General features: G+C 69.4%; 14 protein-coding genes. 6 read left to right on the top strand and 8 right to left on the bottom strand.

What is annotated here, in order from left to right:
- Positions 1-19: 19 nt before the first annotated feature.
- Genes BUE42_RS25455 through lptF form a run of 4 tightly spaced genes read right to left on the bottom strand, consistent with a single transcriptional unit; the run spans position 20 to position 3,639 of the window.
- A complete protein-coding gene (locus BUE42_RS25455; RefSeq protein WP_073468094.1) occupies positions 20-976 on the bottom strand; it encodes a CysB family HTH-type transcriptional regulator in 957 nt (318 codons plus the stop codon).
- A 34-nt stretch (positions 977-1,010) separates the two neighbouring features.
- Positions 1,011-1,397, bottom strand: a complete 387-nt coding sequence (locus BUE42_RS25450; RefSeq protein ID WP_073468093.1) for a sirohydrochlorin chelatase — start codon at positions 1,395-1,397, stop codon at positions 1,011-1,013.
- Entirely contained in the window at positions 1,394-2,497 is a 1,104-nt protein-coding gene (gene lptG / locus BUE42_RS25445) for an LPS export ABC transporter permease LptG (protein WP_073468092.1), read from the bottom strand. Before lptG ends, BUE42_RS25450 begins: the two co-directional genes overlap by 4 nt.
- Positions 2,494-3,639, bottom strand: a complete 1,146-nt coding sequence (gene lptF / locus BUE42_RS25440; RefSeq protein WP_073468091.1) for an LPS export ABC transporter permease LptF — start codon at positions 3,637-3,639, stop codon at positions 2,494-2,496. The genes lptG and lptF overlap by 4 nt, the downstream gene beginning before the upstream one ends.
- Positions 3,640-3,665: 26 nt before the next feature.
- Between lptF and BUE42_RS25435 the strand changes: the two genes are divergently transcribed.
- The 4 genes from BUE42_RS25435 (at position 3,666) to BUE42_RS25420 (ending at position 7,469) form a co-directional block, all read left to right on the top strand.
- Positions 3,666-5,138, top strand: a complete 1,473-nt coding sequence (locus BUE42_RS25435) for a leucyl aminopeptidase (RefSeq protein WP_073468090.1) — start codon at positions 3,666-3,668, stop codon at positions 5,136-5,138.
- 27 nt (positions 5,139-5,165) lie between these two features.
- Positions 5,166-5,606, top strand: coding sequence for a DNA polymerase III subunit chi (locus BUE42_RS25430; RefSeq protein WP_073468089.1), 441 nt, complete (start codon positions 5,166-5,168; stop codon positions 5,604-5,606).
- Positions 5,603-6,100: a hypothetical protein gene (locus BUE42_RS25425; RefSeq protein ID WP_073468088.1), complete on the top strand. Its 498-nt coding sequence runs from the start codon at positions 5,603-5,605 to the stop codon at positions 6,098-6,100. Before BUE42_RS25430 ends, BUE42_RS25425 begins: the two co-directional genes overlap by 4 nt.
- Positions 6,101-6,329: 229 nt before the next feature.
- On the top strand, positions 6,330-7,469 hold the full coding sequence (locus tag BUE42_RS25420) for a branched-chain amino acid ABC transporter substrate-binding protein (protein WP_073468087.1): 1,140 nt from the start codon (positions 6,330-6,332) through the stop codon (positions 7,467-7,469).
- A gap of 99 nt (positions 7,470-7,568) precedes the next feature.
- On the opposite strand, the gene BUE42_RS32615 is transcribed toward BUE42_RS25420, so the two are convergent.
- The gene (locus BUE42_RS32615; RefSeq protein ID WP_143171754.1) at positions 7,569-7,718 is read right to left on the bottom strand and encodes a PIN domain-containing protein; all 150 of its coding nucleotides are present in this window, start codon (positions 7,716-7,718) and stop codon (positions 7,569-7,571) included.
- A 168-nt stretch (positions 7,719-7,886) separates the two neighbouring features.
- Between BUE42_RS32615 and BUE42_RS25415 the strand changes: the two genes are divergently transcribed.
- Both BUE42_RS25415 and BUE42_RS25410 read left to right on the top strand, forming a co-directional pair.
- Entirely contained in the window at positions 7,887-8,435 is a 549-nt protein-coding gene (locus BUE42_RS25415) for a Dps family protein (protein ID WP_073468086.1), read from the top strand.
- 50 nt (positions 8,436-8,485) lie between these two features.
- Positions 8,486-9,127 carry a YitT family protein gene (locus BUE42_RS25410; RefSeq protein ID WP_073468085.1) on the top strand — a complete coding sequence of 214 codons (642 nt, stop codon included), beginning with the start codon at positions 8,486-8,488 and terminating at the stop codon, positions 9,125-9,127.
- Positions 9,128-9,158: 31 nt separating this feature from the next.
- Here BUE42_RS25410 and BUE42_RS25405 read toward each other — a convergent pair whose 3' ends face one another.
- From BUE42_RS25405 to BUE42_RS25395, 3 genes are all read right to left on the bottom strand, one after another.
- A complete protein-coding gene (locus tag BUE42_RS25405; protein ID WP_073468084.1) occupies positions 9,159-9,647 on the bottom strand; it encodes a hypothetical protein in 489 nt (162 codons plus the stop codon).
- Entirely contained in the window at positions 9,644-11,863 is a 2,220-nt protein-coding gene (locus BUE42_RS25400; RefSeq protein ID WP_073468083.1) for an acyl-CoA dehydrogenase, read from the bottom strand. The genes BUE42_RS25405 and BUE42_RS25400 overlap by 4 nt, the downstream gene beginning before the upstream one ends.
- A gap of 130 nt (positions 11,864-11,993) precedes the next feature.
- On the bottom strand, positions 11,994-12,602 hold the full coding sequence (locus tag BUE42_RS25395; RefSeq protein WP_073468082.1) for a hypothetical protein: 609 nt from the start codon (positions 12,600-12,602) through the stop codon (positions 11,994-11,996).
- Positions 12,603-12,612: the final 10 nt, after the last annotated feature.

Raw genomic sequence — 12,612 nt, 5'->3', positions numbered from 1 at the left:
GGTGATCAACTCGGTGGAGTCAGAGCTGGTAGTCGTGGCCTGTGTCGGCCGCATCGCCGCTCATCGCCCGTGCGATCAACCCGCGGTTCAGGCGGTCGGACAGCATCTCGGCGAACGCGTAGACGAAGTTTCTCAGATAGGCCCCGCGCTTGAACGCGACGCGGGTGACGTTGGTGCCGAACAGGTGGCCGACCGGGCGCGAGACGAGGTCGCCGTTCGGCGGGTCGTCGCGCACCGCGATCTCGGCCAGCACGCCGATGCCCATGCCCAGCCGCACATAGGTCTTGATGACGTCGGCATCGATCGCCTCCAGCACGATGTTCGGCTTCAGCCGGCGTGCCGCGAAGGCCTGGTCGACGCGCGTGCGGCCGCTGAACGACGGGTGGTACGACACCAGCGGCTGCTGCGCCAGGTCCTCGAGCGAGATGCGTTCGAGCTGCGCGAGCGGGTGGCCGGCCGGCATCACCACCGCGTGCTGCCATTCGTAGCAGGGCAGGCTGACCAGCTCGTCGTGTTCGGCCAGCGCCTCGGTCGCGATGCCGATGTCGGCCACCTCCTCGATCACCATCTGCGCCACCTGGGCCGGCGCGCCCTGGTGCAGGCTGATGTTGACCTTCGGGAAGCGCTTGCGCAGCTGGGATACCGGCTCGGGCAGGAAATAGCGGGCCTGCGTGTGCGTGGTGGCGATCGACAGCGTGCCGGCGTCCTGCTTCGAGAACTCTTCGCCGATGCGCTTCAGGTTGCCGACCTCGCGCATGATCACCTCGATGGCCTTCAGCACCTCGACGCCCGGCTCGGTGACGCGGCGCAGCCGCTTGCCGTGGCGCGCGAAGATGTCGACGCCGAGTTCGTCCTCGAGCTCGAGGATGGCCTTGGAGATGCCGGGCTGCGAGGTGAACAGCGCCTTGGCGGTCTCGGTCAGGTTCAGGTTGCGGCGCACGGCCTCCTGGACGAACCGGAATTGGTGCAGGTTCATATTCCGTTGCAATCTGTGGACTGCGCGGATTATTTCACTTCGTGTCTGTGGACGCGGCGAGCAGCTGGCCGGCGGCGTCGGCCATCGCGGCGATCACCGTGTCGAGTTCGCCGATGGCGGGGTGCAGTTGCCAGCGGACGGTTGGGTGCGCCGCTGCGAGTTCGGCCAGCAGCTCGGGCAGGTCCTTGCGCACGTGGCCGCCGGCGCCGAGGAAGAGCGGCAGCACGTCGACGTGGGTGCAGCCTTGCATGGCGAGTTGCCGGCCGGCGGTGCGCAGGTCGGGCGCCATGAATTCGAGGAAGGCGAGGGCGACCGGCACGCCGGGATGGGCGAGGCGCACGCGCGCGGCGACATCGTCGAACGGTGCGGCCCAGTTGGGGTCGCGCGCACCGTGGGCGAACAGCAGCAGGCCGCGGCTCATCGGTAGCGCACGAGCCAGCTGAACGCCGCGAGGGACAGCATCAGGTAGATCGCGCTCGGCGTGGCCGCGACGATCCACGGCGTCCAGTTCTGCAGCAAGCCCAGGTGCGCCGCGACGTTGTTCAGCAGCACGAAGCTGATGCCCAGCATGATCCCGCCGAACACCTTCAGGCTGACGCCGCCGGCGCGGGCGTGCAGGTAGGCGAACGGCAGCGCGAGCGCCACCATCACCAGGCAGGCGAGCGGGTACAGCGCGCGCTTCCAGAACTGGATCTCGTGGCGCTGCGCCGTCTGCTCGTTGTCGGACAGGTGGGTGATGTAGCGGAACAGCTCCAGCGTCGACATCGAGCCCTCGGGCAGCACCGCGGCCGCCACCACGTTGGCCGGCAGCGTGCTCGCCCAGGTGTAGAGCGGCATCTGCTGCGCGTTCACCAGCCCGCCGGCGGCGGCATCGCGCCAGTCGGTGAGGTTCACGTCCTGCAGCGACCAGTTGTCGTCGCTGCCGACGCGCCCGCGGGCCGCGCTGATGCGGCGCAGCAGCCGGCCGTTGCCGTCGGACTCGAAGATGCGGATGTTCAGCAGCTCGCCGCCGGCCGCCGCACTGCCGACGTTGACCGCGTAAGAGCGCTCGCCCTCGGGCGTCACGCGGTGGTCCTTCAGCCACGCACCGGTGATGCCCAGGCTGAAGCCGCCCTTGTAGCGCGCCTGTAGCTGCGCGGCGCCGCGCTCGCTGAGCGGCGCGAGGTAGTCGCCGACGACGAAGGTCAGCACGCCGAAGGCCATGCCCAGCCCGGTCAGCAGGAACAGCGCGCGGCCCGGGCCCAGCCCGCCGGTGCGCAGCACGGTGAACTCGGACGACTGCGCGAGCCGCGACAGCGCGTAGATGGTGCCGATCAGCACCGCGATCGGCGACAGCTCGTACAGGTGGCCCGGCAGCTCGAGCAGCGAGTACACCGCGGCATGCAGCGCGGTGTAGGTCTTGGTGATGCCGCCCAGCTCGTCGACGAAGTCGATGAAGAAGAACAGCGACAGGAAGGCCACCGCGACGAAGGCCACCGACGAGACGATGTCGGCGTAGAGCAATCGGCGGACCGTCCTCATTTCTTGCAGGCCTCCTGCATGCGCTGCTTCAGGCCGCCTTGGCCATTTCCGTTGCCGTCGGCGGTGCGCCGGCGCAGGCTCCAGTGCGTGCCGTTGTCGCGCCACCAGATCAGCGCGATCGCCGCCAGCAGCACGCCGCCGTGCATCGTGACCAGGATCGAGCCCATGCCGGCCTTGCCACCGGCCACCCAGGCCTGCGACAGGTTGATCAGGTTGTAGTAGACGACGAAGCTCAGCAGCGCGAACAGCAGGTTCCAGTTGCTGGCGCGCCGCGGCTGCGTGGCCGACAGCCCGATCGCGAGCAGCAGCAGGTTGGCCGCGCCGAGCGTCAGGCCGAGCCGCCAGGTGAGCTCGCCCTGCGCGGCCGGCGTCGGCTCGCTCATCAGGTCGATGGTGGGGCGCGCCTTCGGTGGCGGTGCGGTCGCGCTGCTCAGCACGCGGTCGCCGGCCTGCACCTTGTAGGTCTCGAAGCGCGCCAGCGTCTTGTCGCCGCTGCGCAGGTTCTGCTCGTTCTGCTGGCCGCTGTCGAGCACCAGGAAGCGGTCGTCGTCGGTGTTCTCGATGTGGCCGCTGCGCGCCGAGGTGACCGACTCCTTGTCGCCCTGTGCGGTCAGGATGAAGACGTTGCGGCCGGTGCGGCCGTCTTCGCTGTCGCGCTCGATGAAGAAGGTGCGGTGGCCGTCGCGCGACGACTGGAACTGGCCCGGCGCGACGCGCGACAGGTCGGAGCGACGCTCGAAGCGCTCGCGCAGCTCGGCGCTGCGTGCGTTCATCCACGGCCACACGAAGAGCGCGAGCAGCGCCACCACCAGCAGCACCGGCCAGCTGACGCGCAGCACCGGCCGCACGAAGCGCGACAACCCGACGCCGCTGGCGAACCAGATCGCCATCTCGCTGTCGCGGTACATGCGGGTCAGCGTCGAGACGGTGGCGATGAACAGCGACAGGCTCAGCATGGTCGGCAACTGGGCCAGCGCCACGTAGCCGAGCAGCAGCACCACGTCCTGCGGGGCGATGCGGCCCAGCGCAGCCTGGCCCAGCGTGCGGATCAGCATCATCGTCAGCACGATGGTGAGGATCACGACCAGCGTGGCGCCGAATGTGCGGGCGAGGTCTCGCCGCAGGGAGGAATCGAATAACATCGTTGGATTCTGGACTGGCTCGCATTATGGACTTCAGACATCAGGTTTCTTCTTCCGGCGCCCTCGCAACCCTGCAGGCCGACGCACTGCTGATCGTGGTCGATGCGTCAGCCGGCGGCAACGCGGTCGATGCGGCGCTCGACGCGAAGCTCGCGGCCCCGATCAACGAGGCGATCGCCCAGGGCGACTTCGCGCTGAAGGCCGGGCGGGCGCTGTACCTGCACCGCGTGGCCGGCGTCAAGGCGCCGCGCGTGGTGGTCGCCGCGGCCGCCTCCGGCACCGCGAAGGCCTTCAAGGCAGCAGTCGCCAACGGGCTGGCACAGCTGAAGGGCGGCGGCGCGAAGCACGTGGCCGTCGCGCTGGCCTCGGCCGGCGAACTGGGCGCGGCGCATGCGCAGGCGCTGGTCGCCGCGGCCGGCGACGCCACCTACCTCTACCGCCACACCAAGCCCAGCGCACCGGCCGCCTCGGCCATCGCCAAGCTCACGCTGGTGTGCGACAAGGCGCAGGCGAAGGCCGTGCAGTCGGGCTTGGCGGTCGGCGAGGCGATCGGTGCCGGCGTGGAACTGGCGCGCGAATGTGCCAACCGCCCCGGCAACCACTGCACGCCCACTTTCCTGGCCGAGCAGGCGAAGAAGCTCGCGAAGGACCACGGCCTGAAGGTCGAGGTGCTGGACCGCAAGGCGGTCGAGAAGCTCGGCATGGGCTCGTTCCTCGCGGTCGCCCAGGGCTCCGACGAGCCGCTGCGCTTCATCGTCGCGCGCTACGAAGGCGCGGCCAAGACGCAGGCGCCGATCGTGCTGGTCGGCAAGGGCATCACCTTCGACACCGGCGGCATCTCGATCAAGCCGGCCGCCGAGATGGACGAGATGAAGTACGACATGGGCGGCGCGGCGAGCGTGCTCGGCACGCTGCGCGCGGTGGCCGAACTGAAGCCGAAGCTGAACCTGATCGGCATCATCCCGTCGTGCGAGAACATGCCGAGCGGCCGCGCGGTGAAGCCGGGCGACGTCGTCACCAGCATGTCGGGCCAGACGATCGAGATCCTGAACACCGATGCCGAAGGCCGGCTGATCCTGTGCGATGCGCTGACCTATGCCGAGCGCTTCAAGCCGGCGGTCGTGGTCGACATCGCGACGCTGACCGGCGCCTGCGTGATCGCGCTGGGCCACCACAACTCGGGCCTGTTCACCGCCGACGACGCGCTGGCCGCCGACCTGCTGGCCGCCGGCCAGAGCGCGCTCGACCCGGCCTGGCGCATGCCGCTCGACGAAGAGTACGACGAGGCGCTGAAGAGCAACTTCGCCGACATGGGCAATGTCGGCCCGCGCGCCGGGGGTGCGATCACCGCGGCGATGTTCCTGCGCCGCTTCACCGCCAAGTACCGCTGGGCCCACCTCGACATCGCCGGCACCGCCTGGAAGTCGGGCGCGGCCAAGGGCGCGACCGGGCGGCCGGTGCCGCTGCTGACGCAGTTCGTGCTCTCGCAGGCCAAGTAGGTCGGGCCAAGTAACTGCGACCACGCGATGACAGAGGTCAGCTTCCACTTCAACGTGCCGGACCGGCTGTCGTACGCGTGCAGATTGCTGCGCAAGGCGACTCGCCGCGGTGCACGCGTGGTGGTCGCGGGCCCCGCACCGGTGCTCGGGCGCCTCGACAAGCAGCTGTGGGTGTTCGAGCCCACCGATTTCGTGCCCCATGTGCATGCACGGGCCGGCCAGCCGATCGCGCCGCGGCTCGCGCCGACGCCGGTGTGGCTGGTCGAGCGGCTGGCCGATGCGCCGCACCACGACGTGCTGCTGAACCTCGGCGAAGAGACCGCCGACGGCTTCGAGAGCTTCGCCCGCGTGATCGAGCTGGTGTCGCGCGACGGCGACGACCGCCCGTCGGGCCGGGTGCGCTGGAAGCACTATGCCGACCGCGGCTACCCGATCGTGCGGCACGACGTGGCGCAGGAGGGCGAATGAGCACCACACCGCGCCAGCAGTCGCATCGCCTGCCGGTGCTGACCGAGGTGGTGCCGAGCGCGCGCAGCGCACCGCCGCCGGTGGCCGAGGTGGTCGAGCCGCCACCGCCGCCGCGCTCGCCTGTCGCGCCACCGCCGCGCGCGCCTGTCGCGCCGGCGCCGATCGCGCCACCGGCCTTCGCGGCCACCGCGCCGTCTGCCTTGTCGCCCCTGTCTCCGTCACCGCCGCCGCCGGCCCCCCGTGCCGCTGCCCCGGTCGCCGCGCCGGTGGCTCCGCCGCTGAGCGAAGAAGCCGTCGTGCAACGGGTGCTGGCCGACGTGCAGCGCCAGCTCGACCTCGTCTTCGAATACAAGCTGCGCGAATTGCTGACGCCGGCGCTCGCGCGCATCGCCGATTCGCTGATCCGCGACACCCGCAACGAACTCGCGACGACGCTGCGCGAGGTCGTCACCCGCGCGGTCGCGCAAGAGCTGCATCGCCATCGCGGCCGTTGATGCGTTCCCAGCCACGCGGCTAGTTGGAAACCCTATCAACGCGGCCCGGTTCTTGCTCGTTGAGTGGCCATGCCGCAGCGAGCCCAACCCCTGTTCCCCTGAGGACATCGCGCGACGAGCCCCGAGGATTCCCGCAATGGAGGCGGTTTTTTTTGGGGTAACGTTGCGCCCGCTGAGGCTGACTCCTCACTCGTTATTCAAGTCTTTTCCAACCCCCGGAGGTTTTTGCATGCAATACAAATTCAATGTCCTGGTCGCCGCCGCCGTGACCCTGTTCGCCGGTGCGGTGTCCGCCCAGGAAGTCGTGAAGATCGGCCACGTCGCCCCGACGAGCGGCGGCATCGCCCACCTCGGCAAGGACAACGAAAACGGTGCGCGCATGGCCATTGACGAACTGAACGCCAAGGGCGTGACGATCGGCGGCAAGAAGGTCAAGCTCGAGCTGCAGGCTGAAGACGATGCCGGCGATCCGAAGCAAGGCACGGCCGTCGCCCAGAAGCTGGTCGACTCCAAGGTCAACGGCGTGATCGGCCACCTGAACTCGGGCACGTCGATCCCGGCCTCCAAGATCTACAGCGACGCCGGCATTCCGCAGATCAGCCCGTCGGCCACCAACCCCAAGTTCACCCGCAACGGCTACAAGACCACGTTCCGCGTGGTGGCTGACGACGTGCACCTGGGTGGCACGCTGGGCCGCTATGCCGTCAAGGAACTGAAGGGCAAGTCGATCGCCGTCATCGACGACCGCACGGCCTACGGCCAGGGCGTTGCCGACGAGTTCGAAAAGGGCGTCAAGGGCGCGGGCGGTGCAGTCCAGTCGCACCAGTTCACGACCGACAAGGCGACCGACTTCACCGCCATCCTGACCCAGATCAAGTCGAAGAACCCCGACGTGGTGTTCTACGGCGGCATGGACGCCGTGGCCGGCCCGATGATCCGCCAGATGAAGCAACTGGGCATCACTGCCAAGTTCATGGGCGGCGACGGCATCTGCTCGGGCGAACTGCCGAAGCTGGCTGCCGGCGCGATGGCCGACGGCCAGGTCGTCTGCGCCGAAGCCGGTGGTGTCGAAGGCACGCAGAAGGTCGGCATGGAGAAGTTCCGTGAAGACTACAAGAAGAAGTTCAACACCGAAGTGCAGATCTATTCGCCGTACGTCTACGACGCCGTCAACGTGATGGTCGCCGCGATGGTCAAGGCCGGCTCCGCCGACCCGGCCAAGTACCTGCCGGTGCTGGCCAAGACCGACGGCTACAAGGGCGTGACGGGCACGATCTCGTTCGACGAGAAGGGCGACGTCAAGAACGGCGCGCTGACGCTCTTCACCTACAAGGGTGAAAAGCGCGAGCAGATCGCCGTCGTGCGCTGATCGGTTTTCCGTTCACTGCCAGACCGAAGGGACGCCGCGAGGCGTCCCTTTTTTTCGTTGGCTTGTCCGGCATCTCGTGGATCGACGGTGCGTGGATGCTCAGATCGCGAAGCCTTCGATGAGCAGATGCGGAGCGGCAGCGAAGTGTTTGACGTTGCCGGCCAGCACGGGTTGCCCATGTTCCAGCGCCGTTGCAGCAATCAGCGCATCGCCCATCTGCAGCCCATGGCTGAGGGTCAGTGACTCCATCAGAGCGATCGCACTTCACGATGGGGTTCATTCGGGTCTCCTCTTGCAGTGCTGCGAACCCTGACGAGCCGACAGCGGGATCGAAGATGGCATGCCTGCCCCTCCCGGAGGAGGCGGATCCCGCCGCCCGAGGCTATGCTGCAAGCCCCACTCCCCGGAGGAATCCCGATGAAGAAGAAAGCCCCGACCCCGGCGCGCAGCGCCAAGGAACGCCAGCGCGCGCCGCTGGTCACGCCGACCGACCTGAAGGCCGGCGCCACCCGCGACATCGCCGCCGCGATGAACGGCATCCTGGCCGACGTGTTCGCGCTGTACCTGAAGACCAAGAACTTCCACTGGCACATGAGCGGCCCGCACTTCCGCGACTACCACGTGATGCTCGACGAGCAGGCCGACCAGCTCTACGCGATGACCGATCCGATCGCCGAGCGCGTGCGCAAGGTGGGCGGCACCACGCTGCGCTCGATCGGGCACATCGCGCGCTCGCAGCGCATCCTCGACAACGACGCCGAGTACGTCGAGCCGTCGGACATGCTGGCCGAGCTGCGCGAAGACAACAAGACGCTGGTCGCCGAACTGCGCCAGGCCCACGGCGTCTGCGATGAGCACCAGGACATCGCGACCGCCAGCCTGATCGAGGTGTGGATCGACGAGAGCGAGCGCCGCACCTGGTTCCTGTTCGAGGCCGGCCGCTCGGGCGACAGCGGCGGGCACTGAAGCTCTCCAGGCTTCGCGCGGGCGGCACGCTTCGTGCAATATCCCGGGCCATGAGCCTCCCCAGTGCCCCCGCCGAAGCCCCGCTGCCACTGCCGCCGGTCCAGCGCCACACGCCCTTCGAAGACGCGCAGGCCATCTTCACCGGCACGCTGTTCGTCTCGCTGGCGCTGATCCTGTTCGCGCAGGTCGGGCTGCTGACCGGCGGCACGGCCGGCGTCGCCTTCGTGCTGCACTACGCGACCGGCATCGGCCTGGGCAAGCTGTTCTTCGCGATCAACCTGCCGTTCTACTGGTTCGCGTGGCGCCGCATGGGCCGCGAGTTCACGCTGAAGACCTTCGTCGCGATCACGCTGCTGTCGCTGATGACCGAATGGTCGCCACAGCTGTTCGCGATCGAGCGGCTGCACCCGGCCTACGCCGCGGTGCTGGGCGGGCTGCTGCTCGGCTCGGGGTGCCTCTTCCTCGCGCGCCACCGGGCCAGCCTGGGTGGCGCCACCATCGTGTCGCTGTACCTGCAGCAGTCCCGCGGCTGGCGGGCGGGCAAGGTGCAGATGGTCGTCGACTGCAGCGTCGTGCTGCTGGCGCTGACGGTGGTCGACCCGGCGCGCGTCGCCTGGTCGGTGCTCGCGGCCGTCGTGATGAACCTGTTCATCGCGGTCAACCACAAGCCGGGGCGCTACGCCGTGTTGTGAGCCGGCCGTGCCGTGATCGGCCACCCGCTGATCAGCGGTGCGTCTCGCGGTCCAGCCCGCGGTCGGGCGACTCGAAATGCTGCTGCCGGCCCGGTTGCGGCTCGATCAGCTCCTCGATGATCAGCCGCCCGAACTTCTGCGCCCGCGCGGCGTTGTGTTCGATCGCCACCTGCGTGATCAGCTCTTCGTGGTCGCTCTTCGGCCACAGCACGACCACGTAGCCGTGCCCCTGCTCGGCGAGCGCGAGGTGCGTCTTCAGCAGGTTCAGGTCCTGCCCGATCGACGCCAGCGCCCCGGCGTGGTCGATGTTTGTCTGCATCTGGCGCTGCATCTGCTGCGGCGAGAACACCAGCAGCTCGCTTTCCTGGAAACCTGCATCGAGCAGCGCATTCAGCGCGCCCTGCAGGTCGTCCGCCTCCTGGAAGGCCATGAAGATCTTGTTCTCCGGTGGCAGCACGCCATCGCTGCGGATCGGGCTCGCGACGGCATTCGGGATGTCGTGGTGGATGGTCTGGCTCATGGCACCTCCAGAGGGTCGGGCACCGCGACGGCGGTGGGTGAGGGTGATGACACCCGGGGAGTGGTCGGTGCCGGCTTGGCCGGTCCGGGAAAATCGTCGACGCGGATCACCTTCGCGGCCGCGCGCAGGTACGCGAGTGCCGCGCCGGGGTTGCGCGAATGGCTGGCCACATCTTCCAGCGAATGGTTGTGGCGCAGCGCCTGGTTCAGCTGGCCGGCCTCGTCGCCGAGGGCGCGCGCCTGGTCGAGCGCGTCCTTCAGGTCGCGCAGGCCGCCGGACCGCGGCGTGCCGACGTCGATGCACAGCCGTGCCAGCACCGCCGGCTCGTCGCGCAGCGATTCGGCCAGCGCCACCAGGTCGCGGTCGCGCAACGGCGCCAGGTGCCGCGTGCCGCTCAGCAGCAGCGGCGCGAGCGCGCGCAGCGGGGCCGACGGCAGGTTGGCGTACAGGTCGCGCAGCGTGGCGGCGGCCTGGTCGAGCTGCACGCGGATGGCGGCGCGCGCGATCGGCAGCAGCGCCGGATCGGCCTCCTGCTCGTAGCGCCAGACGCTGGCCGACGCGAGGTACAGGTTCGACAGCACGTCGCCGAGCCGCGCCGACAGCAGCTCCATGCGCTTCAGCTTGCCACCGAGCAGGCCCATCGCCAGGTCGGCGGTCAACGCGTACTTGGCCGACACGCGGGCGATCAGCCGCGCTTCCTTCTGCAGGCCCTTCGGCACGCGGCCGCGCAGCGGGGCGCTCGTCAGGCTCGCCCACAGGTTGCGCAGCACATGCCGGCCGTGCGCCAGCAGCGCGGTGCCCAGCGCCTCGGCATCGTCGGCCTGCACCGCGGCCATCTCGTCGAGCACATGCGGATGGCAACGCACGGCGCCCTGGCCGAAGATGATCAGCGAGCGCGTCAGGATGTTGGCGCCTTCCACCGTGATCGCGATCGGCGCCTGGCGGTAGGCGGCTCCCAGCAGGTTGCTCGGGCCGGAGATGATGCCCTTGCCGCCGAGCACGTCCATGCCGTGCACCACCGCGCGACGGCCGGCTTCTGTCAGATGCACCTTCAGGATCGCGCTCGCGACGCTGGGCCGCTGGCCGGCATCGAGTGCAGCGGCGGTGTAGCGGCGCGCGGCGTCGGTGGCGTACAGGTCGGCGGCGGTGCGGGCGAGCAGCGCGGCGATGGCATGGAACTTCGCGATCGGCAGGCCGAACTGTTCGCGGATCTGCCCGTAGCCGCTCATCACGAACAGCGCGGTCTGCTGCATCGCGGCACCCATCGCCGGCAGCGAGATCGCGCGGCCGGCCGCCAGGCATTCCATCAGCATCCGCCAGCCTTGGCCGACCTGCTGCTCGCCGCCGATCACCCAGTCCATCGGCACGAACACGTTCTCGCCGCGCACCGGGCCGTTCATGAAGGCCGAGTCCATCGGCCGGTGGCGGCGGCCGATCTCCATGCCCGGCGTCGGCACCGGCAACAGCGCGCAGGTGATGCCGAGTTCCTGCTCGCCCTCGGGCCGTGTCGGATCGATCGCCTGGAAGGCCAGGCCGACCACCGTCGCGACCGGCGCGAGCGTGATGTAGCGCTTGTCGAAGGTGACGCTGAAGCCGCGCACGCGACGGCCGTCGATCACCCGCTCGGTCAGCACGCCGCGGTCGGGGATGGAGGCGGCGTCGGAGCCGGCATACGGCGAGGTCAGCCCGAAGCAGGGCAGGTCGCGGCCATCGGCCAGGCGTTCGAGGTAGTGGCTCTTCTGCGCCTCGGTGCCGTAGTGCAGCAGCAACTCGGCCGGGCCGAGCGAGTTCGGCACCATCACCGTGACGGCGGCCGCGACGTTGACACTCGCGATGCGCGCCACGACGGTGGCATGCGCATGGTGGCTGAAGCCGAGCCCGCCGTGCTCGGTCGGGATGATCATCCCGAAGAAGCGGTGCCGGCGCAGGTGCTGCCACACCGCGGCGGGCAGGTCGCCTTCGGTGTCGATCGAGAAGTCGTCGAGCATGCCGATCAGGTCGCGCACCGGGCCGTCGAGGAAGGCATGCTCGGCGGGCGTCAGCCGGTTCGGCGGGATCGCGAGGAGCGCGTCGAAATCGGGGCGGCCCGCGAACAGCTGGCCCTCGAAACCCACGGTGCCGGCCTCGAGCGCGGCGCGTTCGGTGTCGCCCATCGCGGGCAGGGCCTTGCTGAAGAACGGCATCGCCGAGCGGCCGAGGAAGCTGGTCAGGCCCATCGAGGGTCTCCGTGCAGACGAGATGCTGCATGGTCGAGCCTGCCGAGGTGCGAATCTGCCGGACGGCACCGGCTTGGCGGGTCGGACAGCGCTCACACGAGAGCGGCCTGCCCGGTGCCGCAGGCCGCCGTCACATCGGCGGTGCGAACCCGTTGCGCCCCGCGATCACCCGCAGCGCCACCGGCTTGCCGTCGCGCAGCTGCGCGGTGACCAGCACCTTCGCGCCCGGCACCAGCAGCGCACGGTCGCCCGGCTTCACGGTGACGACCGGCACGCCTTCGGGCACCAGCACCTTCTTCTCGCCATCCTTGTAGCGCAGCGTCAGCGTGCGGCCTTTGGCTTGGCCGACCACGTCGGCGACGGTCGCATTGGTCATCGTGCTGCCCGGCTGCAGGTCCCACGGGTAGTGGCCTTCACCGCTGCCGCGCGCCTGCTCGGGGAACACCAGCACCTCCAGCGCCTGCAGCGTGCCGTCGGCCTGCGGCATCGCCGCGGTGCCGATGTAGCTGCCGGCCTGGATGCTGGCCAGCTCGGTCGGCACCACCTCGTTGACGGCGAAGGTGTCGGCGAGCGCGAGGCGCAGCACCTCGCCGCTGCGTTCCTTCACGACCAGCGTGGTGTTGTCGAACGATTCGATGGTGCCGCGCAGGCGCTGCGGGGCAGCGGGTGTCTGGGCATGTGCGACCGTGACGGCGAGTGTCAGCAGCGCCGTGGCGAAGGAGCGAGCAAGCAGGGTCATGGCAGTGTCC

The sequence above is a fragment of the Rhizobacter sp. OV335 genome (genome assembly GCF_900142965.1).
In the GTDB taxonomy this organism is placed as follows: Bacteria; Pseudomonadota; Gammaproteobacteria; order Burkholderiales; family Burkholderiaceae_C; genus Rhizobacter.
Note: the sequence above shows the minus strand (reverse complement) of the source record. Positions and strands in the feature narration are given on the sequence as shown.